General features: G+C 46.3%; 23 protein-coding genes. 13 read left to right on the top strand and 10 right to left on the bottom strand.

Translation table 11 applies throughout. The annotated features are described in order from the left end of the window. The first annotated feature begins 72 nt into the window (after positions 1-72). From MUB50_RS09155 to MUB50_RS09125, 7 genes are all read left to right on the top strand, one after another. On the top strand, positions 73-915 hold the full coding sequence (locus tag MUB50_RS09155; RefSeq protein ID WP_244791054.1) for a Cof-type HAD-IIB family hydrolase: 843 nt from the start codon (positions 73-75) through the stop codon (positions 913-915). A 177-nt stretch (positions 916-1,092) separates the two neighbouring features. Continuing rightward, positions 1,093-1,950: a YitT family protein gene (locus MUB50_RS09150; protein WP_118625148.1), complete on the top strand. Its 858-nt coding sequence runs from the start codon at positions 1,093-1,095 to the stop codon at positions 1,948-1,950. An 883-nt stretch (positions 1,951-2,833) separates the two neighbouring features. Beyond that, the gene (locus MUB50_RS09145; RefSeq protein ID WP_118515854.1) at positions 2,834-3,523 is read left to right on the top strand and encodes a C40 family peptidase; all 690 of its coding nucleotides are present in this window, start codon (positions 2,834-2,836) and stop codon (positions 3,521-3,523) included. Between the two features lie 309 nt (positions 3,524-3,832). After that, positions 3,833-5,146 carry a M28 family metallopeptidase gene (locus tag MUB50_RS09140; protein ID WP_173754100.1) on the top strand — a complete coding sequence of 438 codons (1,314 nt, stop codon included), beginning with the start codon at positions 3,833-3,835 and terminating at the stop codon, positions 5,144-5,146. 177 nt (positions 5,147-5,323) lie between these two features. Further along, complete coding sequence (locus MUB50_RS09135) at positions 5,324-6,085, top strand: DeoR/GlpR family DNA-binding transcription regulator (RefSeq protein WP_244791052.1); 762 nt, start codon at positions 5,324-5,326, stop codon at positions 6,083-6,085. A gap of 28 nt (positions 6,086-6,113) precedes the next feature. Further along, on the top strand, positions 6,114-6,860 hold the full coding sequence (locus MUB50_RS09130) for a copper homeostasis protein CutC (RefSeq protein ID WP_244791050.1): 747 nt from the start codon (positions 6,114-6,116) through the stop codon (positions 6,858-6,860). Beyond that, complete coding sequence (locus MUB50_RS09125; protein ID WP_244791049.1) at positions 6,860-9,343, top strand: transglutaminase domain-containing protein; 2,484 nt, start codon at positions 6,860-6,862, stop codon at positions 9,341-9,343. Before MUB50_RS09130 ends, MUB50_RS09125 begins: the two co-directional genes overlap by 1 nt. A 184-nt stretch (positions 9,344-9,527) precedes the next feature. On the opposite strand, the gene MUB50_RS09120 is transcribed toward MUB50_RS09125, so the two are convergent. Both MUB50_RS09120 and MUB50_RS09115 read right to left on the bottom strand, forming a co-directional pair. Beyond that, positions 9,528-10,544 carry a LacI family DNA-binding transcriptional regulator gene (locus MUB50_RS09120; RefSeq protein WP_118625162.1) on the bottom strand — a complete coding sequence of 339 codons (1,017 nt, stop codon included), beginning with the start codon at positions 10,542-10,544 and terminating at the stop codon, positions 9,528-9,530. A 3-nt stretch (positions 10,545-10,547) separates the two neighbouring features. Next, entirely contained in the window at positions 10,548-11,612 is a 1,065-nt protein-coding gene (locus MUB50_RS09115; RefSeq protein ID WP_118625164.1) for a LacI family DNA-binding transcriptional regulator, read from the bottom strand. A gap of 243 nt (positions 11,613-11,855) precedes the next feature. On the opposite strand from MUB50_RS09115, the gene MUB50_RS09110 reads away from it, so the two are divergent. The 6 genes from MUB50_RS09110 to nagB all read left to right on the top strand — a co-directional run bounded on the left by MUB50_RS09110 (position 11,856) and on the right by nagB (position 18,700). Continuing rightward, the gene (locus MUB50_RS09110; RefSeq protein ID WP_270427413.1) at positions 11,856-13,220 is read left to right on the top strand and encodes an alpha-L-fucosidase; all 1,365 of its coding nucleotides are present in this window, start codon (positions 11,856-11,858) and stop codon (positions 13,218-13,220) included. Between the two features lie 59 nt (positions 13,221-13,279). Continuing rightward, positions 13,280-14,635, top strand: a complete 1,356-nt coding sequence (locus MUB50_RS09105) for an ABC transporter substrate-binding protein (RefSeq protein WP_118625168.1) — start codon at positions 13,280-13,282, stop codon at positions 14,633-14,635. Positions 14,636-14,725: 90 nt separating this feature from the next. Continuing rightward, positions 14,726-15,646, top strand: a complete 921-nt coding sequence (locus MUB50_RS09100) for a carbohydrate ABC transporter permease (RefSeq protein ID WP_118170019.1) — start codon at positions 14,726-14,728, stop codon at positions 15,644-15,646. Positions 15,647-15,666: 20 nt separating this feature from the next. After that, positions 15,667-16,512: a carbohydrate ABC transporter permease gene (locus MUB50_RS09095; protein WP_227752335.1), complete on the top strand. Its 846-nt coding sequence runs from the start codon at positions 15,667-15,669 to the stop codon at positions 16,510-16,512. A 30-nt stretch (positions 16,513-16,542) separates the two neighbouring features. After that, complete coding sequence (locus MUB50_RS09090; RefSeq protein ID WP_021653144.1) at positions 16,543-17,853, top strand: alpha-L-fucosidase; 1,311 nt, start codon at positions 16,543-16,545, stop codon at positions 17,851-17,853. 103 nt (positions 17,854-17,956) lie between these two features. Further along, positions 17,957-18,700 carry a glucosamine-6-phosphate deaminase gene (nagB, locus tag MUB50_RS09085; RefSeq protein WP_118625170.1) on the top strand — a complete coding sequence of 248 codons (744 nt, stop codon included), beginning with the start codon at positions 17,957-17,959 and terminating at the stop codon, positions 18,698-18,700. 237 nt (positions 18,701-18,937) lie between these two features. Here the strand turns inward: nagB and MUB50_RS09080 are convergent, their stop codons facing one another. The 8 genes from MUB50_RS09080 to MUB50_RS09045 all read right to left on the bottom strand — a co-directional run bounded on the left by MUB50_RS09080 (position 18,938) and on the right by MUB50_RS09045 (position 26,235). Continuing rightward, positions 18,938-20,269, bottom strand: coding sequence for an MATE family efflux transporter (locus tag MUB50_RS09080; RefSeq protein WP_118625172.1), 1,332 nt, complete (start codon positions 20,267-20,269; stop codon positions 18,938-18,940). Next, the gene (locus MUB50_RS09075) at positions 20,266-20,829 is read right to left on the bottom strand and encodes a hypothetical protein (RefSeq protein WP_118625174.1); all 564 of its coding nucleotides are present in this window, start codon (positions 20,827-20,829) and stop codon (positions 20,266-20,268) included. The genes MUB50_RS09080 and MUB50_RS09075 overlap by 4 nt, the downstream gene beginning before the upstream one ends. Before the next feature lie 268 nt (positions 20,830-21,097). After that, positions 21,098-21,721 (bottom strand): V-type ATP synthase subunit D, encoded by a 624-nt coding sequence (locus MUB50_RS09070; RefSeq protein WP_118625176.1) that lies wholly within the window; start codon positions 21,719-21,721, stop codon positions 21,098-21,100. Positions 21,722-21,733: 12 nt separating this feature from the next. Next, positions 21,734-23,116: a V-type ATP synthase subunit B gene (locus MUB50_RS09065; RefSeq protein WP_015525388.1), complete on the bottom strand. Its 1,383-nt coding sequence runs from the start codon at positions 23,114-23,116 to the stop codon at positions 21,734-21,736. A gap of 15 nt (positions 23,117-23,131) precedes the next feature. After that, positions 23,132-24,901 (bottom strand): V-type ATP synthase subunit A, encoded by a 1,770-nt coding sequence (locus MUB50_RS09060; protein ID WP_118625178.1) that lies wholly within the window; start codon positions 24,899-24,901, stop codon positions 23,132-23,134. Next, complete coding sequence (locus tag MUB50_RS09055) at positions 24,894-25,481, bottom strand: V-type ATP synthase subunit E (protein ID WP_110103702.1); 588 nt, start codon at positions 25,479-25,481, stop codon at positions 24,894-24,896. Before MUB50_RS09055 ends, MUB50_RS09060 begins: the two co-directional genes overlap by 8 nt. Before the next feature lie 12 nt (positions 25,482-25,493). Beyond that, positions 25,494-25,802 carry a V-type ATP synthase subunit F gene (locus MUB50_RS09050; protein WP_021653137.1) on the bottom strand — a complete coding sequence of 103 codons (309 nt, stop codon included), beginning with the start codon at positions 25,800-25,802 and terminating at the stop codon, positions 25,494-25,496. A gap of 1 nt (position 25,803) precedes the next feature. Beyond that, complete coding sequence (locus MUB50_RS09045) at positions 25,804-26,235, bottom strand: ATP synthase subunit C (RefSeq protein ID WP_118515353.1); 432 nt, start codon at positions 26,233-26,235, stop codon at positions 25,804-25,806. Positions 26,236-26,259 lie beyond the last annotated feature (24 nt).

The following is a 26,259-nucleotide window of genomic DNA, read 5'->3' as shown; positions in this document are numbered from 1 at the left end:
CTGCCAAAGGATATCCGGGTGCAGTGCAGATACGCTTTTTGCCTGTGGGGAAAAGACAAACAGGAGGAATTTATGGAAAAATATATCATTGCAGTGGATATGGACGGAACTCTTCTGAACAGCGAGAATAAGATTTCTGAAAGGAACAGAAATGTTCTGCAGCGTCTGATCGATGACGGACATTATGTGGTGCCGGCAACCGGAAGGACCAGAGAGCTGATCCCTCAGGAGTTTTCTGTGCTCCGGGGTGTGAAATGGGGAATCGTGGAAAACGGCTGTGTTGTCTGGGATTACGATAAAAATGAGATGATCTGGAGAAAAACCATGCCAAAAGGAATGGTAAGTAAAATCCTGAAGGATGTGGAAAACAGCGGCGCAAAAGGCTGGATCGCAGAGGCTTATGCAAACGGAATCGCCTATTCTGATGTGGATGCCAGAGATTATGTGGCATCTGTAGTGGATAAAGATCTGCTGGAAAAAACTTTTGTAGATTATTTCCTCAGCAGACATGTATATGTTAAGGATTTTTATCAGCAGAAAGATATTCTGGATCAGGCAGAGAAGGTTAATATTTATTTTGATGATATGGAGAACAGCAGGGCACTTCGTGAGAAATGGAAGGATCTGGATGATGTGGCAGTGACTACTTCCATCAGCGGCAATGCGGAGTTTAATGCAGCAGGCGTGGACAAGGGTGTGGGTCTTGCCATGCTTCGCACAAAGCTTGGTATTGACCGGATGCATGTGATCGCTTTCGGAGATAATGAAAATGATCTGGAAATGCTGGAGGGTGCAGGTATCGGTGTTGCTATGGGCAATTCCAAACAGTATGTAAAGGATGCAGCTAATGAGGTGACCGGAGATAATGATCATGATGGTGTGGCGGAATTTCTGGAGAGGTTTTTCGGGCTGTGAGCTGTGGTTGATCGTGATCGTTGATATAAGGGACAGGGAAATGTATTTTTCTCTGTCTTTTTTATTTTCATTTTTGGTGATATAAGGTATGATAAACGAAGAGGATGCGGGGATTGCTGGTTTTGCCTGGCAGTTACCGGTGAAAATTATTTGAGGAGATCAGGAGGGTAATTTTTAATGAAAAATCTGATACCAAAGCGTGTGATGGAGTACATCATTATCACATTTGCTGTTGTTCTGATGGATGTGGGGATTTATGTATTTAAGTTTCCGAATAATTTTTCCTTTGGTGGTGTTTCGGGTATGGCGGTTGTGTTTTCGCATTTTATTCCGATGACGTCTGCGCAGATCAATCTGGTGATCAATCTGATTTTGCTGGTGATCGGGTTTATTGTTCTTGGCCGGGATTTTGGAGTGAAGACGGCTTATGTTACGGTTGTTTCTTCTTTGCTTCTGAATGTGTTTGAGAAGGTTTTTCCTATGGACAGGGCGCTGACGGGGAATATTATGCTGGAGCTTTGCTTTGCGATCATTTTGCCGGCGTTGGCTGCGGCGCTGCTGTTTTTTGAGAATGCTTCGGGTGGTGGCACGGATATTGTGGCGATGATCATTAAGAAGTATTCTACGATGAATATTTCGGGTGCATTGTTTGCAGTGGATTGTGTGATCGTTGTTGTTTCGTTTATGGTGTTTGATCTTACTACGGGGCTTTGTTCTGTACTGGGGCTTATAGCTAAGACGTTGCTGATCGATAAGTCTATTGAGAGGATGAAGCTGAATAAGTATTTTACGATCATTTCCAGTAAACCGGATGAGATCTGTGAGTTTATTATGAATGGGTTGGATCGGAGTGCTACGGTTTATCATGGGGAGGGTGTTTATTCGCATAAGGATAAGAAGATTATTCTGACGGTTGTTGATGTGAGGCAGGCGGTGCTGCTGCAGAGGTTTATTGATGAGGTGGATCCGCAGGCGTTTTTGATGGTTACTAAGAGTAGTGAGGTTATTGGGAAGGGGTTTATGAGTTATATTTGATGCGATCGTATGGGATTGTATGCTGATCGCAGGTGATCGTGTATGATTGTAAGCTGATGGAAATTAGGAGAGCGTTCTTTGTGGGCTGGATGGGCTGCGGGAGCGCTCTTTTTTTGTGGTGGATGACGGATGGCGGATGACGGACGCCTGGGAGACGGGTGCCGGTTTGCTCCGGGCTTCGTCGGGGGCTGCTTCTAGGTTGCCGGAATTCTGCTAAAACCGTTTTTAAAAAGTCCGAACTCGCGGCTTGCTGCCGCTCAGACAGCGAACTTTTTAAAAACAACGCAGATTTCCGCCAGCCAAGAATCAGCTCCCCTCCTGCAGAGTCGTAGCAAACCGGCACCCGTCTCCCCGGCTGTTCGGTTCCGGGCGGGAGATAGTGGTGGGGGTGTGGGGCGACTGGCGGAAGTGGGGATTGATGAGGGCTGGAGGATTGAGTGGATTCCCGGGAGTTGGATGAGCCATCAACGCTGCGCTGGATGGCTGGGAGGAAAGGCTGAGTTTCCTGTGGTCTGAAGGTGAGGGATGAGCCATCAGCGCTGCGCTGAATGGTTGGGAGGAAAGGCTGAGTTTCCTGTGGTCTGAAGGTGAGGGATGAGCCATCAGCGCTGCGCTGGATGGTTGGGAGGAAAGGCTGAGTTTCCTGTGGCCTGAAGGTGAGGGATGAGCCATCGTCGCTGCGCTGGATGGCTGATTGGTGTGTGAAGGTTTTGTGAAAGGGTTTGACAGGTGGGGATTTTTATGGTAGGATACACACTTGCGTAACAAAATTAATAAAATTGTAACAAATTAGTGAGCGAGGAGCGTGGCGAAGTGAATTGTGAATGTCTGCCTGAATGGGTGGGTGCTGCTGCGTGGTTTTCTGAGAGGAGTTTTATTGTTTATGTTTTATAAGAAATTTGCTGCTGTTGTTTTGAGCGTTGTTCTTGTGGGTGTGGTTCCTTCTGTTGTTTTTGCGGATGTGGATGATGTCAGTGCTGTGTCTGATGGGGATGTGGAGGAGCTTTCTATTGAGGATGATTTCTCGGATGATGCGGATTCTATTTCTGCTTTTGCCAGCGCTCTGGCGGATAAGACGGTTTCTGAGGTTCAGGGGTATCAGGAGGCGAAGGCTGAGGCTGAGGTGATCGCACAGGAGAGGCTTGAGGCTGAAGCGGCTGCTGAGGCTGCGCGTAAGGCGGAAGAGGAGCGTAAGGCTGCTGAGGAGGCGCGTCTGGAGAAGCGGCAGGGGATTGTGGATTTTGCGCTGCAGTTTGTGGGGAATCCTTATGTTTATGGTGGTACGAGTCTGACTAACGGGGCAGATTGCTCCGGATTTGTGATGTCTGTGTTTGCGGAGTTTGGGTATGAGCTTCCTCGTGTTGCTGCGGCTCAGTGTGCGGCTTCTGAGAAGAAGAGTGTTGCGGATATTGAGGCTGGTGATCTGGTTTTTTATGGTGATGGCGGCATTGATCATGTGGCTCTTTATATTGGTGATGGCAAGATCGTTCACGCCAGTACAGCGGCTACAGGGATCAAGGTTTCCGACTATGATTACCGGGCTCCGGCTGCTGTCGGTACGTTTGTGGCTTAGGATATAGATATAAATGATTTACTGATATGAAATATAAACTGTCTGAGGAGATTTTCTGGCCGGATAGGCTGAAAAATAGCTGCAGGCAGTTTTTTTGCAGAAAAATAGTGTATAATCTGGTACAGCGAATATTAAGTAACCGCCATATTGACTTGTCTGATTTTTCATCTGCTGCGTTGTCGTCAATCGTCGTAGCCACCGCTACGCCTCATTCCTCCGCCTTGCAGATGAAGAAATCATCCTGCGTCAATATAGCAGAAACTTAATTTTCGCTGTACTACTCAGAAAAATTCAGAAAGGTTGTGGGGTATGAATACAAAAGAGTTCAGCGGTAGGCGGCAGATGGAGTTTCTGGCCGGGTTTGATTTTGTCAGAGAAGCGGGTACTGCGGGGGAAGTGAAGGCGGCGAAGATGATCCGGGATACTTTGGACAGCTTCGGAGCGAAGAATTGGATGGAGGAGTTTGATTTCTGGGGCTTTCGGATCAACAGAGCAGTGCTTAAGGTTATGGAGCCTTATCAGAAGGAGTATGTGGTGACCGGGTATGGAAGATGTGGAAATACTGGAGAAGAAGGTCTGAAAGCCCCTTTTTTGTATGTAGAGAACGGGGATGCTGTCAGCCTTTCCCGGGCGAAGGGCAAGATCGTTATGGTGAACGGCCGGGTGAGTGGTGATGTGTATCAGAGACTGGTGAGCGCCGGAGTTGTTGGTTTTATCAGTGTGGAGGGGTCTCCGCTGGATGAAGGAGTGGACAGGGTTCCCTGTCAGCGCAGCCTGCCGACGATCTTTCCGGGGGATGCGGCAGAAGAGACAGAAGGATTGTCGGAGTCTGCAGAGGATATTCACAAGATGCAGGAAAAATATAGTGGCAGGATTCCGGGGGCGAATCTTCATTATAAGGATGCAGTGGAGCTGGTGACGGAGGGTGCAGCTGTGGTGTGCCTGGCTGTAGAACAGGAAGTGACAGCATGTACATCCCGAAATGTAGTGTCAAGGATTGAGGGAACGGATAAGAAAGATGAGATCTTAACGATCACTGCGCATTATGATTCGGTGCCGGAGGGACCGGGGGCCTATGATAATATGTCCGGGGCGGCGATTATCATGGAGCTTTGCAGATATTTTCAGCAGTACAGACCGCGCAGGACTATGGAGTTTGTGTGGTTTGGTGCTGAGGAGAAGGGCTTGCTGGGCAGCCGGGATTACATCAGAGTTCATGAGAGCGAGCTTGGAGCGCATCGTTTTAATATGAATGTAGATCTGGCCGGGCAGCTGATCGGAGGAAATGTTCTGGGAGTGACGGGAGAGACTTCAGTTTGTGATAAGCTTCTTGAGGTTGCTGACGGAGCAGGGATCGGAGCGTCTGTCAAGAATCAGATCTGGGGAAGTGATTCCAATTCTTTTGCCTGGAAGGGAATTCCGGCCATGACTCTGAACCGGGATGGTTTTGGCATGCATACCCGTTATGATACTATTGATCTGCTGTCTGCCTGGTCGCTGGAGAGAAGTGCGATCCTTCTGGGATGCATTGCGGATGCGCTTGGGAATGCGGAGGTTTTCCCGTTTGAGAGAAAGATGCCGGAGAAATTTATCAGAGAGCTGGATGAATATATGTGCAGATGATTTGATCAAAATACGCTAAAACAATAAAAAATAATACTAAATAATTGACAGTAAGATGCCGAACTGTTATACTGAAATCACAGGCTTTCCAGGGACCAATGCGCCGGATATTGTTTTGCGGAGCATTGATTCCTGGAACTTTTATCACAGAAAAATCAGGAATGAGGAGATAGGATCATGTTTACAGAAGAACGACAGAATGCAATAGAGAAATGTCTCCGTGAAAAAGGAAAAGTCAGAGTCAAAGAATTAAGTGAGATGTTTCAGGTTACGGAGGACTGTATCCGCAAGGATCTCAAGATCCTTGAAAATGCAGGCAGATTAAAGAGGACTTACGGCGGAGCAATCCTGTCACAGGAGTATCCTCTGGAGAGAAACGTAGTAGACAGGCGTATGTACAATCTTGATAAGAAGAAAGTGATTGCTGCGAAAGCCTTCAAGCTGATCAAAAATAACGAAACGATCTTTCTGGATGTTTCCACTACAAATATAGAGCTGGCAAGACTTATCGCTTCGTCGGGCATGCATGTTGTGGTTATCAGCAATATGATCGATATCCTGCAGATCCTTGCTGCGAATCCGTCCATCACGGCCATAGGCACAGGGGGAACTATGTACCGTTCGGTGAATGGATTTATGGGAGCTGCGGCCATTGAGGTGATCAAGCAGTACAGCTTTGACCGGGCCTTTTTGGGAAGCTGTGGCGTGGATATGACAGATCTTGCAGTCACCACATCCGGAGTGGTGGATGGGCTGACCAAGAAGGCGGCAGTTCAGAGCAGCAGACATAAATATGTGGTTATGGAGAGAGAGAAGTTTTATTTTAACGAATCTTATAAATATACACATTTTGATGATATCAGCGGGATCATTACCGATGAATTTCCGGATGATACCATTGTGAATACATTGAGGAATGCCGGAGTGAAATTACTCTGAGCAGACAGTAACAAAGGGGGATTTTTACATGAAAGACTATATTCTGGAAACCTGTGTGGATTCTGTGGAATCCGCCATGGCAGCAGCCGAGGGTGGTGCGGATAGACTGGAGCTTTGCAGCAATCTGATCATCGGGGGGACAACTCCCGGCCCATGGCTTTTTGAGGAAATAAGGAAGCGTTCAGATATCAGGATCCATGCGTTGATCCGTCCGCGGTTTGGAGATTTCTGTTATACAGATGCGGAATTTTCCATGATAAGGAATGCGGTAAAGGATTTCCGCAAAATGGGAGCGGAGGGTGTTGTGGTAGGTATCCTGAAACCGGATGGCACCTTGAATATGGAACAGATGAAAGAACTGATGGATGCTGCGGGAGATATGTCTGTTACGCTGCACAGGGCTTTTGATGTGTGTGCAGATCCGATCGAGGTTATGGAACAGGCGATCTCGCTGGGAATCGATACTATCCTTACCTCCGGACAGAAGAATACCTGCCTTCAGGGCGCGGAGCTTCTGAAGGAACTGGAAACCAGGAGCCGGGGGCGTATTACCATCCAGGCGGGGAGTGGCGTCGGTGCGGAAGTGATCCGCCAGCTTTATCCCCTTACCGGGATCAAGGCTTATCATATGAGCGGCAAGGTTGTAACGGACAGTGCGATGCAGTTTCGCAAGGAAGGTGTCAATATGGGACTTCCGACATTCAGTGAATATGAGATATGGCGTACAGATATTGAAAATGTTCGTGCTGCAAAGAAAGTTCTGGAGGAATTATAATGGCTGAGGGGAAGATTTTTCTGAAAGAAAACCGTGATCGGATCGAAAAAAAATATCGGGAGCAGGTGATGGGGTTACCGCAGGCTTTTGCGGATATTGATAAAAAGCTTGCGGAATGCACAGACGAAGTGGCTCTGGCGTGCAAATATTTATATGCGTTCATGCCATACAGTGATATCGGAAATTACGCGTTTGAAGTATTTCTGGATTATGCGGAAAATGGCGTACATTTATGGAAGGAAAACTCCGGGGTGGCAGAGCTGCCGGAAGAGATCTTTTTGAATTATGTGCTGTTTCACAGAGTAAATGAGGAGGAGATCGCACCCTGCCGTACATTTTTCCGCAGGGAGATCGGAGAGAGAACTGAGGGAATGAGCTTCAGAGAAGCTGCCCTGGAGGTGAACTACTGGTGTGCACAGGAGGCTACCTATCATTGTACAGATGATCGTACCCTGTCTGCACTTGCCGTATACCGCAGAGGAAACGGAAGATGCGGAGAGGAATCTGTATTTACCGTTAATGCACTGAGAAGTGTTGGTGTACCTGCCCGTCAGGTATATGCACCAAAGTGGTCTCATTGTGATGACAATCATGCCTGGGTGGAAATCTGGTGCGATGGAAGCTGGTATTTTCTGGGAGCCTGTGAGCCGGAGGAGATCCTGAATAAGGGATGGTTTACCAATGCCTCCTCAAGGGCCATGATGGTCCATTCAAGAGTTTTTGATACCATGATCCCGGAGGGAGAAGTGATCGGCAAAGATGGTATGGTGACTATGCTCAACGAGCTGAAACGATATGCGCTGACAAAAGAGATCACTGTGTCTGTAAAGGATTCACATGGAAAACCGGCAGAAGGTGCAGAAGTTTCTTTTGAGGTGCTGAATTATTCGGAATATGCTCCGATCGCAGAACTGAAAACCGACAGTCTGGGAAAAGTCAGCCTGACAACAGGGCTTGGAAGTATCCATATTTCTGCAAGGATGTATGCAGATGGAGAATGGCTGCATGCAGAAAACAGCATGGATACAAAAACAGAGGATTGTTGTGAGATCTGCCTGATGCCCGTGGGAAAGGAAAAGGGTATTTTTTATGAGGAGTGGGCGGAGAACGATATGATCGCACCTCATGATGCGCCTGTAAATAAAGATATGCCGACACCGGAGCAGAAGGAAAGAGGCAGCAGACGTCTGGCAGAGGCAAACGCTTACAGGGAACAGAAGGTAAGAAACCTGAGCAATCCGGAGTGCCGGAAATTCCTGGAAAAAGAAACCGGAGATTCTTCAATGAGAAAAAAACTCCTTGAAGTCCTCACAGAGAAAGACAGAACAGACTGCATCAGCCAGGTCCTGGAGGAGCATCTGAAATTTGCATTACCGTATGAAAAAAACATGGATGCAGATATTTTTGTACCATATGTACTGAACCCGAGAGTTGACGATGAAGTTTTACAGAAATACAGAAAAGCGATCCTTGAGCAGCTGTCGGAAGAAGAGAAAAATATGCTGCAAAAGGATCCGGCAAAGATCTGGAAATGGATTGAGGATAAGATCATTTCCAGCCCGGAGAAAGAACGCAGCAGTGTGATCACCACGCCGGCCGGATGTCTGAAAACGGGAACAGGAAGCCTTCTGTCAAAGAAGATCCTTTTTGTGGCAATGGCGAGAACACTGGGAATTCCGGCACGCCTGAACCCTCATGACCGTTCCATGGAGTATATGAAAAACGGAAAATTCATCCCGGTATCTGCGGAAACGGAGAAAAACGCATCGATCCTTCTGAAGGCAAGTGAGGATACACAGTGGAAATATTTCCAGAACTGGAGTATCGCAAAGCTGGAAGCCGGAAAATACAGCACACTGAAGCTGGAAGCCGAAAATTTCAGAGATCAGATGATGAAGCTGCCACTGGAAGCGGGAAATTACAGGATCCTTACCTCAAACAGACTGCCAAATGGAAATATATTTGCCGCGGAGTATTATTTTGAGATTCAGATCGGAGAAATGAAGAGGGTGGAGCTGGCATTTCGGAATGCAAACCTGGAAGATATGCTGGAGAATATTTCCATACCGGAATTTACTCTCAGAAAAGAGGATGGAAGCACCGTGAAGGCGTCAGAACTGACGGCAGATGGGAAGCATATCCTGGCGTTTCTGGAAGAGGAGAAAGAACCGACGGAGCATATCTTAAATGAGATGATGGAGCAGGAAGAAGCCTTTTCCCGATATGCGAAGAGAATCATTTTTGTAGTAAAAAGCAAAAAAGCGCTGGAGACACCTACCCTTTCAAGAGCACTTGGCAAGCTTGGAAATGTCCAGATCTTATATGATGATTTTTCAGAGATCATCAATACACTGGGAAGAAGAATGTACGTAGATCCGGATAAGCTTCCGCTGATCATTGTGACAAACAAAAGCCTGAATGGGATTTATGCAACCAGTGGATACAATGTGGGAACCGGAGATATGCTGTTGAGACTGATGTGACAGATATATCGGATATATACAGAAGGAACACAGACCGTATCATCGACTGTGTCGGTGACGGTCTGTGCCCCTGTGAAAGCTGTGAAATTATTGCAGTGGTTCAGATGCTCAGAATATGAAAGCAGATCGGAATGAGAATGCCTGTTGTGCTTCCCGAAATTGCCGTAATAAAAGTTGTTTTGCATTACTTACCATCAGAATAGAGATTACGCACAGAATCCCGGTAAATGCATTCCGGCTTCAGGCGGATCGTCCTTGGAAAATCGCAGTAGTCTCCGTTCATTCTGCGAAGCAGCAGATCACAGGCCTGCTCTGCCAGACCGGCCAGCGGCTGACGGACAGCGGTCAGCTGAGGAGAAAGCAGCATGGACAGTTCAAAATCATCAAAGGAGACAACAGACAGGTCTTCCGGGATACGGATGCCAAGGCTGTAGATCGCTTCATAAATACCGAGGCATAGTGTGTAGTTCGCAGAAAATACGGCAGTCGGACGTTCCGGAAGATTCCATAATTTCTGCATTGCCTGATATCCAAAGTCGTTTGCATAATTTTCAGCGATGATATAATCGGGGTTAACAGGAATATTGTAGTCTTCCAGTGCCCGGAGATATCCTTTTTTTCGTTCGCATGCGGTATAGGATGCAGGAGGACCGGTGACAAGGGCGATCTTCTGATGCCCCATTTTTATCAGATGCTCCACAATCTCATAGGCCCCGGAGGTACAGCTGGTCTGTACACAGTCTGTACGGTGGAAATGACTATGCTCTTCCAGCTCCACAACAGGGATCTTGGTATGTTCCACGGCAGAACAGATGTCCTTGCTCAGACAGAAAGAAGAAATGATAAGACCGTCGATCCCTGAGTGGAGCATATGGGGGATAAATTTATTGACATGATCCTTATATTTGTCGCCGCTCATAAATGTGAGAGAATAACCGTGAGCACGCATGGTGTTTTCTATTTTGCTCAGAAGAAAAGCATTATGCGGATTATTGGGAGGAGCGGATATCAGACCGATACGGTATGTCTTGGAGGAACGAAGTCCCCGGGCCGTGTTTCGTGGAACGTAATTCAGTTTCCGGATCGCTTCGTCGATCTGCTTTTTGTTTTGCGGCCGTACAGTTCCGCCGTTGATATATTTTGAAATGGTGGCCAGTGCCAGACCGGTTTCTTTGGCAATGTCCTTGATGGTTGCACTCATAAATCAATCCTTTCCGGATGCTGTACTGTTGTGCCCGGATAGGTCTTTTACAGAGCGCCGCGGGTGGAATACAATATCCAGCATGTCTATTTTTGGAAAATCCGTATAGTCTCCATGGATTCTTTTTAAAAGTAATTCCACAGCATGTTTCCCCATGCTTGTCAGATCCTGTGAGACACAGGTCATAGTCGCACTCATGGTCTTGAAAAGCGGATCATCATCAAAGCACACAAAGGAAATATCCTGAGGAACGGAAATCCGTGCCTGGCTGGCAGCGCTTAAACCACCCATTGCGGAGAGATAGCAGTCAAAAAAAACAGCAGTAGGGGGATCGGAAGAATCAATAAGCTTCTGGAAATGCAGGTTGCTCTGGGTGATGGTTTCTGCAGTGGAACCAAAAGAAACAGGGGGAAAAGAATCCTGCTGTTTCAGAAGGTCAATGCCATTTTTCTGGTATACATCCACAAAGCCCTGAATCCGCTGCTCGATCGTGTAGGCGTCCAGATACTGTTCCATGATCCAGACCTTTGTGTGGCCTTTTTCCAAAAGGTGCTCTGCCAGCAGTGCACCGCCTTTGTAATTATCAGAAATAACACAGTCTACAGGAAAATGTCTCATGGAAGCAGGAATCTGATCGAGCATTACAACCGGTATGCTGGCATTTTGCAAAAGCTGGTACAGATCATCATGCCAGCAGGATGGGAGCATGATAACTCCGTCAAAGTGCTGGGAGATAATATCCTGTATCGTATCGATCTCCTTCTGATGTTCAAAAAAGAAAGAACAGACAATAACTGTATAACCATGATCCGTGAAATGCTTGATAATGGAATTGACAAGCTCGCCCCAGAAATAATTACCAAGATCTGAGATCAGGATACCGATGGTATGTGTGTTTTTGGCACGGAGAAGCTGGGCATTCCGGTTTGGGGTATATCCAAGCTCCTGAATTGCCTTTTCTATAATGATACGATTTTCTTCCCGTATTTTTTTGTGGTTTATATATTTTGAGATCGTTGCGGTGGACAGGCCTGTCGCACGGGCGATATCATTGATCGTAACGTTCATGTAAAACCTCCGGTTCTGATACATTTACAGATAATAGAGTATTCTCATATTATATCATGAAAAAGAAAACGCCTCAACACATAAGGCATTTTTTACACATAAACTATCAGAAAAAACGAGTGTATTGTACAGAAAATTGATAAAAATGAAACGTTTAACAAAACCTGATACGAAAAAATACACAAAAACAAGATGGAATAATTATAAAAAATAGGAAAAATGATTTTTGACCCATGATTTTACTTGAAAAACTGCTTCGGATGCGGTAAGATAGTCTTAACAAAAAACGAAACGTTTTACGCAACAAGAAAATCAGCTATACGAAACAAGGAGAAGGTTATGGCAGACACAAAGCAGCAGTGGTATAAAGATGCCAAATACGGATTATTCATCCATTGGGGACTTTATTCCATCCTTGCAGGAGAATGGAAAGATCCGAAGACCGGCGAGGTCACCAAGACAGACCGTATTGCAGAGTGGATCGAGAACAATCTCAACATTGACAAGGAAGATTACAGAAAGCTGAAAGATGAGTTCCATCCGGACAAATTTGACGCGGACATGTTTGTGAAAAGAGCGAAAGAGCAGTGGGGTGTTAAATATATCGTTCTTACTTCCAAGCATCACGAGGGATTCGCAATGTACGATTCCAAGGTCAGTGATTTTAATGTAGTGAAGGCTGCAGGAAGAGATATCTTAAGAGAGCTTTCCGATGCTTGTAAGAAATATGACATGACTATGGGTATCTATTATTCACAGGCTCAGGACTGGGATGATGACAATGCCTATAAGAAGGATTACGAAGACAAGAACGAGTGGAAGCCGGAATTCCGTACATACTTCGATGAGAAATGCAAGCCGCAGTTAAAAGAGCTTCTTGAGAATTACGATAATATTTCCCTGATCTGGTTTGATACTCCGATGGGAATGACCGCAGACGAGGCTCAGGAATTAAGAGACTGGGTTAAGGGTATTAAGCCTGACTGCATCATCAGCGGACGTATCGGACACCAGAAGGGCGATTACATGACCACCGGTGATAACTTTATCCCACGTCTTCCATACGACGGTGACTGGGAAGTACCGGCAACTGTAAATGACACATGGGGTTACAATAAATACGATACAAACTGGAAGAATCCGGATGATATCCTGAACCTTCTTCTCAAGATCGTCGGCAGAGGCGGAAATTACCTGCTGAACGTAGGACCAATGGCAGACGGAACTGTTCCGGAAGCTTGTGTCGAGGTTATGAATGAGGTTGGTAAATACGTGACTGAGAATGCGGAAGCAATTTACGGAACCAAGAATGTTGGTATCTATCCGTATGAGATTCCGAGCATTGAATTTACCAAGAGACCACATAAACTTTATGTACATGTACTTGCACCGAGATATCGTGTAGAGCTGCTGAACATCGGCAACCAGTTAAAAGGTGCATATGTGGTAAGCACGGGAGAGAAACTTCCATGCCGCGCATTAAAGTGCTGCGAAGGAAACTCCATGGTAGAGGTTGAACTTCCGGAGAAACTTCAGGGAGCAAAGAACTACTGTGTATGCCTGGAGCTTGAGGAAGAGGAGCCGATCTTTGAGGCGATCATCGATTAACTTAAGAGCATCAATGGGTAAACTATATAAATAAAATCATATTAAGGGAGGATTTATTCATGAAGAAACGAATGAAAAAAGTTGCAACACTGTGTCTCGCCGGTGTAACAGCAATGTCTACAGTAGGCGTAACAGGAAGCGCTGTATTTGCAAAGGGTGACACAAACTACGATGTAGAGAGTATGGATTTTGAAAACGTTGAGCTGCGTGTAGCATTCAGATTTAACAACGGATCTGATACAGACGGACAGGCTAAATGGTATTACAAAGCTCTTGAAGAGTTCAATAAAGAGAACGAAGGAAAGATCCATGTAACAGATGAGAGTATTTCTACAGAGTCTGATTACGAAGAGAAGCTTACAACAGATTTCGCTTCCGGTAATGTACCGAACGCATTCCTTCAGTATGGCGGAAGCCGTACAAGAGAGTATGTAGATGCAGGATATATACTGGATCTGACACCATACTTCGAGCAGTATCCGGAATGGAAAGAGGGAGTTCAGGATTTTGCATGGGAGACAACACAGTTTGACGGCATTGAAGGAACCTATGGTATTCCGTGGTCCGCTTATCAGCTCTGCCTCTACTACAACAAAGATTACCTTGATCAGGTTGGCGTAGATGTTCCGGAGTCCTGGGATGATCTTGTTGATGCCTGCGCGAAATTAAAAGATGCAGGAATCCAGCCATTCAACTACTCTGACAAAGATAACTATCACTTCGAGCATCTGATGAGTGCTCTTGCTCTGAAAGCTTACGGAACAAGCATCGCAGATGATCTTGCAAGCGACAAAGAAGCTTACAACGGCGAGAAGATGGTTGCAATCTATCAGAAGATGAAAGATATGATCGATGCAGGATACTGGGGAGACGGAATCCTCAGCACAGACTTCAACACAGAGAGAAATATGTTCGAGGCAGGAAAAGCTGCATTCACAGTTGACGGAACATGGAACTGCGGTAACTTCCAGAATGACTCCGATACAACTCTCTTCGATGCTCAGAAGATCGGTGTTACAAGAATTCCTTATATCGACGAAGCAAACAAGACTGTAGAGATGGGTGGCGGTTCTGATACATACTACATCACTACATTAAACAAGAGTGATGAGGAAATCGCAGCAACTGTTAAATTCATCAAATACCTTACAAGTGTAGATTCCATCAACGAAATGTGCAAATCCAGCCCGACAACATATGCTGAGAAGGTTACAATCGATACAGGTAACTATCTGCTTGACGATGTAAATGCGATCATGGCTGAGAATACAGAGTCTAAACTTGAGATTCCTACATATGACAGCAACACAGCAGCTATGGACACAATCCGTAATTCTCTTCAGGCATTAGCGACAGGCGCAAGTGCACAGGAAGTTGGAGACGATATCGTTGACAAAATGTCTGCTTACGAATAAAGAGAATTTTGACTGAACGCATGATGTGTGGATAAGAGAAACAGGGGGAAGCATCATCTGCTTCCCCTTGTTTATTACGGAGGTATACATATGGCAGGTAAATCTGTACCAAAGGTAAAACAGAAGCTGGACAAAAAAGATCTTACGCTTTCTTTAGCGTTCCTTCTTCCGGCAATTTTAATAACTGTTATTTTTGTTATCTACCCTGTTTTTGACACCGTAGGCTTATCATTCCGCAAATGGAACGGTATGTTTGGTGCAGCAAAGCAGTGGGTAGGACTTGAGAACTATCAGAAGATCTTTTCAGATAAGCTGTTCTGGAATGCAATGCTCAACAGCGTGTACTTTATGATCGGTGGTTTCGTTATCCTGATGCCGCTTTCATTTGGTCTCGCAATGCTGGTAACTGCAAAGATCAAGGGAACCGGATTCTTCAGAACCTGTTACTTCCTTCCGAATATGTTAGGAACAACAGCAGTAGCCCTGATGTGGACATTTATGTTAAATCCGAACTTTGGTATCTTTAATACCATTGAAAATATTTTCGGCCTTCATGGTACGATCCCTGATGTGCTGACGATAAAGACTGTAAACGTTTGGATCGTTATCCTGGTAAATGAGTGGATGTATGCCGGATATAACATGCTGATATTTGCAGCGGGTCTGGTGGCGATCCCGGATGAGTTAAATGAGGCAGCAGCACTGGATGGAGCTACCGGATGGCAGAGAGTTCGTTACATTACCCTGCCTCTGATGAAAAACTCCTTCAAGGTATTCTCTATTTTGTGTATCACAGGATGTCTGAAAGTATTCGATATTATCTGGGCGATGACAAGAGGAGGCCCGAACGATATCAGCTCCACACCTTCAATCATGCTTTATACACAGGGATTCTCCTATAAGCTGTTTGGACGAAGCAGTGCATACGGCGTTATTCTGTTAGTACTGGGTGTTGCACTGAGTCTTATAACTAATCATTTGTTCCGTGAAGATAAAGATCTTGCAATGTAGGCGGAAGGAGAAGAGACAATATGGAAAAAACAGCTAATAAACAGAAAATGCACGGAGGAAAGATAGCACTGTACGTTATCGCGATCCTGTGGACAGTTGTTACACTGTTTCCGGTAGTAGTGACCGTAATGGCTTCCTTCAAAACAAACTCAGAGATCTACCTGAACCTGCTGAGCTTACCTAAGAAGCTTATGTTCCAGAACTATATCAGCGCAAACAAAACAGCGGATGCATTGAATACCATCAAGAACTCCCTGGTTGTAGCAACTCTGACAACTGTATTTAATACTGTAGTCGGAATGATGGCAGCATACATCTTATCAAGAAAAGATTACAAATTCCTGAAATGGGTATATGTATTCTTTATGATCGGAGTAATGGTTCCGGTTCACTGTACACTGATCCCGATCAACAACATTGCAACAGCATTAAATGCAAAGAACAACCTGTTCTTCCTGATCCTGATCTATGTTGCGTTTGGCATGTCCCAGGCGATATTCCTTTATACAGGATTCATGGATGGAATCTCCAGGAACCTGGATGAGGCGGCGATCATTGATGGATGTAACAACTGGCAGCTGCTGTGGAAGATCCTTTTCCCTGTCTGCAAGCCGATCATCGCAACAGAGGCGATCTTCGTATTCATCTATGGATACAGTGAACTTGTATTCTCCATGATCCTGATGACAGATACCAAATATTTCACAGTTTCACGTGCGATGCTGAACTTCTCTTCCGCGCATACACAGGAGATCGGAAGCCAGTTTGCATATGTAGTAATGTCTGTAATTCCGATGATTATCATTTACATCGTGTTCCATAAACAGATTGAAAAAGGTATGCTTTCCGGAGCTATCAAAGGCTGATGCTTTTAATCTAAACAGGAGGAAAAAATCATGTATCAGTTTGACAGAAAAGAATATGAAAAACGTATGGAGTGGTACCAGGATGCCCGTTTTGGAATGTTTATCCACTGGGGATTATATTCTATCCCTGCAAGAGGCGAGTGGGTACGAAGTGTAGAGGAAATACCTGAGGAAGAATATCTTCCGTTTATGAAAGAGTTTGATGCAAGAGACTACAACCCGAAGCAGTGGGCAAAAGAGGCCAAGGCTGCAGGTATGAAGTATGTAGTCCTGACAGCGAAGCATCACGACGGCTTCTGCTTATTTGACAGTAAATACACAGATTACAAGGTAACAAACACACCGGCAGGAAGAGACCTGATCAAGGAATATGTAGAGGCACTTCGTGAGGAAGGCCTTAAGGTTGGAATTTATTTCACACTGCTTGACTGGCATCATCCGGATTATCCGCATTACGGAGACCGTATCCATCCGATGAGAAACCACAAAGAGTGCGGAAATGAGAACCGTGATTTCTCACGTTATACAGAATATCTGTATAATCAGGTAGAAGAGATTTGTACAAACTACGGACAGATCGATATCATCTGGTTTGATTTCTCCTACGACGATATGAGAGGGGAAAAATGGGGCGCAACAAAGCTGATCAACATGGTGCGCAGCTTACAGCCGCAGGTTATCATCGATAACCGTCTGGAAGCCAGCGGAGAGGGAAGAGGATCCCTGTATGAGTGTGATCCGACACCGTACCATGGCGATTTCGTAAGCCCTGAGCAGATCATCCCGCCGGAAGGAATCTGCGATAAGGAAGGCAATCCAATGGTCTGGGAAGCATGCTTCACCATGAACAACAACTGGGGATACTGTGCAAACGACCATTATTACAAACCGGCTTCCATGCTGATCAAGAAGCTGGTAGAGTGTGTTTCCAAGGGTGGAAACATGATCCTGAACGTAGGACCGGATGCCAAAGGTAAATTCCCGAAGGAATCTTCTGCGATCCTGGCTGAGATCGGCCGCTGGATGGATAAGAATCATGACAGTATCTACGGCTGTGTACCGGCTGAAAACATTCCGAAGCCGGATTACGGACGTATCACCAGAAACGGAAATAAATACTATGTGCATATTTATGAGAATACACTGGGACCACTTCCACTTCTGGGATTTGATAAGGATAAGATCGTGAAGGTGCGTGCACTGGATGACGGACATGAGGTGCCGATCTCCAATGCATGGATGCACAGCGATTACCCGGATATCGCATTCGTTGATCTGGGACCTGACCCGGTACTTCCGGATCCGGTAGACTATGTTCTCGAAGTAGAGATGGCTGAGTAAAAAACTAATCAATAATAAAAAAAGAACAACAGGAAAAGCAGGAGATATGCGAATCTCAGTTATCCGGTTGTTCTTTTTTACCATAAGGAGAAGGGAAAAGATTATGATTATTTATACAGGAAAAGATTACTATGACGTAAGCAGAAAAGCGGCAAACATCATGTCTGCACAGATCATCATGAAGCCAAACGCTGTTCTCGGACTTGCTACAGGCTCCACACCGGTGGGAATGTACAAGCAGCTGATCGAGTGGTATAAAAAAGGAGATCTGGACTTTTCACAGATCACATCCGTAAATCTTGATGAATACAAAGGACTTTCCGGAGATAACGATCAGAGCTATCGCTATTTTATGAACACAAATCTGTTTGATCATGTAAATATCGATAAGACAAGAACTTATGTGCCAAACGGACTGGAAGAGGACAGTGAGAAAGCCTGTGCGGATTACAATGAGATCATCCGCAGCGTAGGCGGTATCGACATGCAGCTGCTTGGAATCGGCGGAAACGGTCATATCGGATTCAATGAGCCGGGAGCAGCTTTTGAGAAAGAGACTCATTGCGTAGACCTTACAGAGAGCACCATCAAGGCAAATGCAAGATTCTTTGAGACTATGGATGATGTGCCGAAGCAGGCGTATACCATGGGTATCAAGAACATCATGACTGCAAAGAAGATCCTTCTGGTCGCTACCGGAGAGGCAAAGGCAGATGCCCTTTACAAATCTCTCTACGGACCGATCACGCCCAACGTGCCGGCATCTATCCTGCAGCTTCACCCGGATGTGACGGTTGTGGCCGATGAAGGCGCTTTAAAGCTGATCCGTGAGAAGGGGCTGCTGTAAGAGATACTGAGGAAATTTCCACGAATTAAATGAACGCAGATCATGGATATCCGTTTGAAGCAGGCGGATATCAGCGATCACTCATGGGATTTTCCTGATTTGGTTAAAAAAGAAAGTTTCGATTCAACTCTCATCGATGAGCGATGTGCTCAGAGGGTGGATCGAAGCTTTTTGTGCTTTCGGGACGTAAACCTGCAGGCGGCTGCAAGCAGGCCGGTGGGGCGGACATTTGCATTCTCAGGCTTTTTTCAACGTTTTGTGATAAACCATGACAGAAACGATGGCTGTAAACACCTCTGTGATCCAGAATGCGTTCCACACGCCATCAGGACCCATAAAACGGGACAGAAGATATGCGGTGGGCATGATAACGACCACGTAGCGGAAAAGAGAAATAACAAGGGACTGGGTACCTTTTCCAAGGCCTTCCAGGGCACCGGAGGCAGTAACGGATACAGCGGAAACCAGGAAACCGGCGCTGATGATCTTCAGGGCTCTGGAGCCTGCGGCAATGGTTTCCGGGGTAGTTGTGAAAAGTCCCATAAGCTGTCCGGATGCCAGGAGACAGATAACGGTTCCAAAGAGCATGATCACACAGCTGGACTCCAGGGTCAGCCGGAAGATTTTTTTCACACGCTTCATTTCACGGGCACCGAAGTTATAACCGATCAGCGGGCGCATTCCCTGGATGATTCCGTTGGCCGGGAGATACAGGAAGGTCTGCAATTTATAGTAGATGCCGAGGATCACAACGTAACTGTCGGAATAAGAAGCCAGTACGGAGTTTAAAAAAGAAATCAGAAACGATGGCAGTGCCAGGTTCAGGATCGCGGGAACACCGATGGTGTAGAGGCTTTTGTCGGTCTCGATACTGGCTTTCAGAGCTTTTGGCGTCACCCGGACAAGGATCGGACGCAGGATGTAAAAGGCCACATATACAATGATCGTAAGCAGCTGGCCGATGCCGGTTGCCAGAGCTGCGCCCCGGATACCCAGCTTCGGAAAAAAACCGATTCCCCAGATCAGGAACGGATCCAGGATGATGTTGCTGGTACATCCCACCAGCAGGGCGATCATAGATACTTTCATCCGTCCTACAGCCTGGAAAAGTTTTTCGAAGAAAAGGCTGATGGAAATTACTGTGGAAAACATGAAAACGATGGTAGAATACTCCAGCCCCATCCGGATCACAGTTTCATCCTGGGTATACATCTGAAGGAATACGGGCATAACAGCGATGCTGATCACAGTCATCAGGATTCCATGGATCACAGACAGAAAAAATCCGTGGGTTGCGGCGGTGCCTGCCATTTTTTTGTCCCCTGCGCCAAGGTGATAGGAAACTCTGGCGTTGATTCCGATCCCGAAGCCGATGGCAACGGCGTTGATCATGTTCTGGACCGGATAGACAAGGGACAGGGCGGTCATGGCCTGTTCGCTGATCTGTGCCACGAAGAAGCTGTCCACAATGTTGTATAGTGAGTTTACAAGCATGGAAAAGACCATAGGCAGCGCCATGGACGCCAGCAGCGGGCCGACAGGCTTCTCCTTCATAAATGTGTCGTTCATGAAAAATCCTCCTTTATATCAGAATTCACAATGTAGATCATGGGAAAAAAGGTGTGCTTTTTGTGCATAATAAAAGCCACACAATCTGTCTTACTGGTGAAGGCAGATTGTGTGGCGAAAAAAGTCGGAACTGAAAAATCCACACGTTGTTTTAGCGTTTTCACCTTAACAAAAAACAGTGCTGATGTCAAGACTGCACGCAGGAGAAACACCATAAAAAGCTGCAAAAAGAAAGGCTTGATATAAACATCGGAGAGGATTGGCAACGTTAGGCAGGTGCGTGCGGATACGGGCAATATCAGCCTTGAAAAGGTCGTTCTGGCAATATGCACAAAACCTGTCGAACTATGGTGGATAAGTGAAAAACTTTCCAAAAAGTTTTCCACATGACAAAAATCCGCAAATCCGCTAATAATCAAGTTATGCACAAATTTATCCACATTATCCACAAGGATAACCATGTGGATGAGCTGATTTACATAAATAAATTTAAACATATGTTTTGTGTAAAATGATAAAATTGTAAAAAGTGGGAAAAAAGTTCTTAAAACTATTGACATTTTTAAATTCTAAATATCATAAAATTTATTGCAAAAAAGACATAATATAAAAGAATAAAAATAAATAATCAGATAATAGTGAGTAAATTCTTGAAAAACTAATCTATTTAAAAGGGGGATTATCGGATGTATGGAAATGAGGATAAAAAAGAACAGTGCCCAGTTAAAACGGTCACTGCAAGGTGTTGAAAAGTTATTTTCAGATGTGGATAAGTGTGGATAACCCAAAAATCCTCCGCAGAACCGGAAAGATCTGCGGAGGATTTTTTTAACTGTTTTGTTTCATACGCTTGATCACCTTCAGACGTGTAAACTCTTCGCGCTCTTTTTCCTCCAGAGCATTAGTGATATCTCTGGTGAGGGTTTCATATCTGGGGATGGTGATGTTTTTCAGCGCATTGGCACGCTTCTGGGTTTTCTTGATGTTGGTAGCAAGACGGATGGCGGCGTTTTCGATCATGGAGAGCTGGATGGACAGCTCCTTTACACGCTCGAAGGCTGCCTTGGCCTCGTCCAGGGACAGCTTGGTGCTGTAGTAGGCGTAGGTCGGCGTGTTGCTTGCTTTTTTGTCATATTCCACAAGAGGGATCTCGGTTCCCATAACGCTTCTGGTTTTGATTCGGATGGAATCTTCCACAGGAACGGTATGAGAGATCTGGTCTACGAAAGCGATTCCAATTTCCATATTTGCCTTCTGAAGCGCCGCGTAAGCGGTACGGAAGGTCTCATCGATCTGGGACTGAATGTCCTTTGCCTGATCAATCAGCTCCATCATTTCACGGATCAGGATATTACGCTTTTTGTCCATAAGCTCATAGCCCTGTTTGGAAAGAGCCAGAGAGTTTTTTGCAAGTATAAGATTTCCCTTGGTAGGAAAGGTATTCGGATCCATAAAATCACCTCACTAACGGACGGTTTCTCTGTAATACTGATCCAGAACTTTGGTATCGATACGGTCGAGCTCTTCTCTTGGAAGAAGACCAAGAAGCTCCCAGCCCTTATCCAGAGTTTCGATGATGCTTCGATTCTCTGTTTCTGACTGTCCTACAAACTCTGCCTCGAAGGCTTTTCCGAATACAAGGTATTGCTTATCCAGCGGAGAAAGCTCATCCTCACCGATAACGGATGCCAGAGCTCTTGCGTCGCCTACCTTTGCGTAGCAGGAGAAGAGCTGGTTGGCAACATCCTGATGATCGGCACGTGTGAAGCCTTCACCGATACCGTCCTTCATCAGACGGGACAGGGATGGCAGAACATTGATCGGCGGATAGATCGCCTGACCGTGAAGCTGGCGGTCCAGTACGATCTGGCCTTCTGTGATATATCCGGTAAGGTCTGGGATCGGGTGTGTGATGTCGTCGTTTGGCATGGTCAGGATCGGGATCTGGGTTACAGAACCGGTGCCGCCACGGACGATTCCCGCACGCTCGTAAAGAGTTGCAAGCTCACTGTACAGATATCCGGGATAACCTTTTCGGGAAGGAATTTCACCTTTGGAGGAGGAAACCTCTCGCATGGCCTCGCAGAAGGAGGTGATATCTGTAAGGATTACCAGGATGTGCATGCCTTTTTCAAAAGCAAGATACTCAGCGGCAGTGAGGGCGATCTTCGGTGTCAGAAGACGCTCTACAACCGGATCGTTTGCAAGGTTCAAAAACATCACAACGTGATCGGAGGCACCGCTTTCCTCAAAGGTTCTGCGGAAGAATTCGGCTACGTCATATTTGACGCCCATTGCCGCAAAAACAATGGCGAATTTTTCATCGGAATCTGCTCCCAGGGAAGCCTGCTGAACGATCTGTGCAGCCAGCTTATCATGTGGAAGACCGTTACCGGAAAAGATCGGCAGCTTCTGGCCGCGGATCAGTGTGGTCAGTCCGTCGATAGCGGAGATACCGGTGTTGATATAGTTTCGTGGATATTCACGGGTTACCGGATTCAGCGGAAGCCCGTTAATGTTCAGGCTGACTTCCGGTGTGATCTCGCCAAGCCCGTCAATGGGCTGGCCGATACCGTTAAAGGTACGTCCCAGGATCTCAGGGGAAAGCCCGATCTCCATAGGATGTCCGGTAAGACGTGTGTGTGTATTGCCGAGGGACATATTGTCAGTTCCCTCAAAAACCTGGATAACGGCCTTGTCCTCATAGATTTCCACGATACGGCCGATCTTCTGAGTGCCGTCCTCCATGTGGAATTCCACGATCTCCTCGTAAGATGCATTTTTTACACCCTCAAGGACAACAAGAGGGCCGTTTATTTCACTCAGGCCAAGATATTCGATTGCCATAAACTGATCCCTCCTTTAACCGTTTCTTTCCAGTACATTGTCGTAGAAGCGGTCGATATCTTTATGATATTCATCAAAACGCTCCGGCTCTTTATTTGGAACCTCGTATTTGATGGCGATGATACGTTCAAAGATCTTATCCTCCTTCAGCACGGAAACCGGCATGCCACGGTTTACAAGGGCACGGCATTTTTCGTAGAGATAGAGGATGGTTTCCATCATCAGGAACTGCTTTTCCATAGGAACACTGGTGTCCTCCTGGTGAAAAGCGTTCTGCTGCAGGAAGCCCAGACGGATAACCCTGGCGATCTCCAGCGTCAGCTTCTGATCATCCGGAAGAACATCGCTTCCGATCAGCTTGACGATCTCCATAAGAGAGCTTTCCTGGTTGAGGATAGCCATGATCTGGTTTCTGTCATAAACGAATTTCGGGGAGACATGCTCTCTGTACCAGGGAGTCAGGTCCTCCAGATATTCGCTGTAGCTGGTCAGCCATTGGATGGCAGGAAAGTGACGGGCATAGGCAAGAGCCTTGTCCAGTCCCCAGAAACAGCGGACAAAACGTTTAGTATTCTGTGTGACCGGCTCGGAGAAATCACCGCCCTGAGGGGAAACTGCACCGATAATGGATACGGAACCTTCTGTTCCGTTCAGGTTCTGCATCATTCCCGCGCGCTCATAGAAGGCGGAAAGCTTACTTGCCAGATACGCAGGGAAGCCTTCCTCTGCAGGCATCTCCTCCAGACGTCCGGAAAGCTCACGGAGAGCCTCGGCCCATCGGGATGTGGAGTCTGCCATGATTGCTACGTCATAACCCATATCACGGTAATATTCCGCAAGTGTAACACCTGTGTAGATGGAAGCCTCACGGGCTGCAACCGGCATGTTGGAAGTGTTGGCGATCAGTGTGGTACGGTCCATCATCAGGTTTCCGGATTTCGGGTCGATCAGCTTGCTGAAGTCCTCAAGAACCTGTGTCATTTCGTTTCCGCGCTCGCCACAGCCGATGTAGATGATGATATCTGCGTCAGACCACTTGGCGATCTGGTGCTGTGTCATGGTTTTTCCTGTTCCGAATCCGCCTGGAACTGCAGCAGTGCCTCCCTTGGCAATAGGGAAAAGAGTATCCAGGATTCGCTGGCCGGTAAGAAGCGGAACGCTTGCCGGGAAACGTTTGTAGGTCGGTCTCGGCACACGGATCGGCCATTTCTGGGCAAGTGCCAGTTCTTTTTCAGTTCCGTCATCAAGACGGACGGTAACGATGGGTTCCAGAACAGTATAAGCTCCGTCAGGAACGGCATGGATAACGGTTCCGTGTGTGATCGTCGGCGGAACCATGGATTTGTGAAGGATAGAAGCGGTTTCCTGTGTCTCGGCGATAACCGTACCTGCACCGATGACATCGCCTTCTTTTACAGTAATGTGTGTTTCCCATTTTTTCTCTGTGTCAAGAGAGTCAACGCTGACACCACGGGAAATATATTTTCCAGAGGCCTGGGCAATCTCTGCCAGAGGTCTCTGGATACCATCAAAAATATTGTGGATGATTCCCGGACCAAGGAGAACGGAAATGGCGTCTCCTGTTCCGATAACAGTTTCTCCGGGTTTCAGTCCCGTAGTTTCCTCAAAAACCTGTATGGTCGTCATATGTTTCTTGAGACCGATAACTTCTCCAACCAGTTTTTCGGGGCCTACATAGACCATCTCGGAGATCTTGAAGCCGGTGTCGCCCTTGAGGTAGATAACAGGACCGTTAACACCGTAGATAATACCTGTTTTACTCATGTGCTGGACCTCCGTCAAATTTGAATTCTCTGTAAGCTGCCTGATAGCCTTCCTCAAAGGAATTGTCGATGAGGATATTTTTTTCAGGGATTATCGCCTTGATCCCGCCGATAAAGGATTCATCGGAAAGCTTCAGCGGGAAACCGGTCTTTACAGTGAGAGACTTCAGACGGGGTTCATCTTCTTTTGAAAGATAGATCTGGATCTCATCGTGTTCCGCGAAGCAGACAGCTTCCTCGATCTTTGTACAAAGATATTCTTCATAGCGGGGAGATTCCATGAATTTCAGGATCTGTACCCGAACATCTGCAAAAAGTTTTTCTTTTAAGCGGCTCTGCCTGGCAGTCCAGTTTCGCCGGATGTGAAGCTGCTCTGCGGAAAGTGCCTTGTTGATCTCGCGCTTTGCGTTTGCGATCTCGGCTTTGCGGGAACTGGCAGCATTTCCCAGAGACATTTTTTTATGTTCCTCCAGTGCGGCATCCAGGGCTTCCTTGTGTTCCCGGACATCTTTTTCCGCCTGACGGCGGGCTTCTTCCACGGAGGTGTCATAGAAGTGTGTAAGCTTCTCTTCGATTGTCATAATATCACCTGCCTATAATTTTAATCCGATGGCCTCATTTACATAAGAAGTAATGAAATCAGGCCTGCGGCCGGTACCATGTCTGTCAGGAATTTCAATGATGAGAGGTGTTTTGTGATGAAGCTTGACATCATCAATGATCTCAGGAAACTCCCGGCCGAATTTTTCGGTCAGGAGTATGATTCCGATCTCTTTGTCTGCGATGGTGCGCTCTAGAGCTTCCTTCAGCTCGTCGTGCTCATGAACGATCACACCCTCTACACCGGCCAGTCTCATTCCTGTCAGAGTATCAATATTGTCACTGATCAGATACATTTTCATATCAAAGTTTACCCAGGATCATGAAAGAGATGATCAGTCCATAAAGAGCAACACCTTCGGCAAGACCTACGAAGATAAGAGATTTACCAAGGATGCTCTGATCTTCACTGATCGCTCCAAGTGCTGCGCTTGCCGCACTGGCAACGGCAATACCACCACCGATACAGGAAAGTCCGGTAACAAGTGCTGCTGCGATGTAACCCATACCTGTTGCAAGGCCTGCGTCAGCGCCTGTAGCAGCCTGTACGGAAGCTCCGCCTGCAAATGTTACTGCAATGGCAACAAGCATGATCCCGAAGAAGAAAAAGGCGTTGACACCAAGAGCTGTTTTGTAGCGGCCGCGGTTTTTTTCGCCGAGAAGATAATAACCAAATGGAAGAATGATGCTGAGTACAAGTGCAACTGCGATTGTGATCTGTGTAATGACTGTCATGATGATGACCTCCTTAATATTCGT

The organism is Blautia sp. NSJ-140 (genome assembly GCF_022868965.1).
Lineage (GTDB): Bacteria > Bacillota > Clostridia > Lachnospirales > Lachnospiraceae > Blautia_A.
The sequence above is the reverse complement of the archived record's forward strand: the minus strand, read 5'-3'. Positions and strand labels throughout refer to the sequence as shown.

Coding starts and splice junctions, on each gene's coding strand:
- MUB50_RS09065 (WP_015525388.1), bottom strand. CDS start 23,116: ATGGCAATCGAATATCTTGGCCTGAGTGAAATAAACGGCCCTCTTGTT.
- MUB50_RS09090 (WP_021653144.1), top strand. CDS start 16,543: ATGTATCAGTTTGACAGAAAAGAATATGAAAAACGTATGGAGTGGTAC.
- MUB50_RS09115 (WP_118625164.1), bottom strand. CDS start 11,612: ATGAACGTTACGATCAATGATATCGCCCGTGCGACAGGCCTGTCCACC.
- MUB50_RS09045 (WP_118515353.1), bottom strand. CDS start 26,235: ATGACAGTCATTACACAGATCACAATCGCAGTTGCACTTGTACTCAGC.
- MUB50_RS09075 (WP_118625174.1), bottom strand. CDS start 20,829: ATGTCAATAGTTTTAAGAACTTTTTTCCCACTTTTTACAATTTTATCA.
- MUB50_RS09080 (WP_118625172.1), bottom strand. CDS start 20,269: ATGAACGACACATTTATGAAGGAGAAGCCTGTCGGCCCGCTGCTGGCG.
- MUB50_RS09130 (WP_244791050.1), top strand. CDS start 6,114: ATGAAAGACTATATTCTGGAAACCTGTGTGGATTCTGTGGAATCCGCC.
- nagB (WP_118625170.1), top strand. CDS start 17,957: ATGATTATTTATACAGGAAAAGATTACTATGACGTAAGCAGAAAAGCG.
- MUB50_RS09145 (WP_118515854.1), top strand. CDS start 2,834: ATGTTTTATAAGAAATTTGCTGCTGTTGTTTTGAGCGTTGTTCTTGTG.
- MUB50_RS09055 (WP_110103702.1), bottom strand. CDS start 25,481: ATGACAATCGAAGAGAAGCTTACACACTTCTATGACACCTCCGTGGAA.
- MUB50_RS09125 (WP_244791049.1), top strand. CDS start 6,860: ATGGCTGAGGGGAAGATTTTTCTGAAAGAAAACCGTGATCGGATCGAA.
- MUB50_RS09135 (WP_244791052.1), top strand. CDS start 5,324: ATGTTTACAGAAGAACGACAGAATGCAATAGAGAAATGTCTCCGTGAA.
- MUB50_RS09120 (WP_118625162.1), bottom strand. CDS start 10,544: ATGAGTGCAACCATCAAGGACATTGCCAAAGAAACCGGTCTGGCACTG.
- MUB50_RS09140 (WP_173754100.1), top strand. CDS start 3,833: ATGAATACAAAAGAGTTCAGCGGTAGGCGGCAGATGGAGTTTCTGGCC.
- MUB50_RS09150 (WP_118625148.1), top strand. CDS start 1,093: ATGAAAAATCTGATACCAAAGCGTGTGATGGAGTACATCATTATCACA.
- MUB50_RS09100 (WP_118170019.1), top strand. CDS start 14,726: ATGGCAGGTAAATCTGTACCAAAGGTAAAACAGAAGCTGGACAAAAAA.
- MUB50_RS09050 (WP_021653137.1), bottom strand. CDS start 25,802: ATGAAAATGTATCTGATCAGTGACAATATTGATACTCTGACAGGAATG.
- MUB50_RS09070 (WP_118625176.1), bottom strand. CDS start 21,721: ATGGATCCGAATACCTTTCCTACCAAGGGAAATCTTATACTTGCAAAA.
- MUB50_RS09060 (WP_118625178.1), bottom strand. CDS start 24,901: ATGAGTAAAACAGGTATTATCTACGGTGTTAACGGTCCTGTTATCTAC.
- MUB50_RS09105 (WP_118625168.1), top strand. CDS start 13,280: ATGAAGAAACGAATGAAAAAAGTTGCAACACTGTGTCTCGCCGGTGTA.
- MUB50_RS09155 (WP_244791054.1), top strand. CDS start 73: ATGGAAAAATATATCATTGCAGTGGATATGGACGGAACTCTTCTGAAC.
- MUB50_RS09095 (WP_227752335.1), top strand. CDS start 15,667: ATGGAAAAAACAGCTAATAAACAGAAAATGCACGGAGGAAAGATAGCA.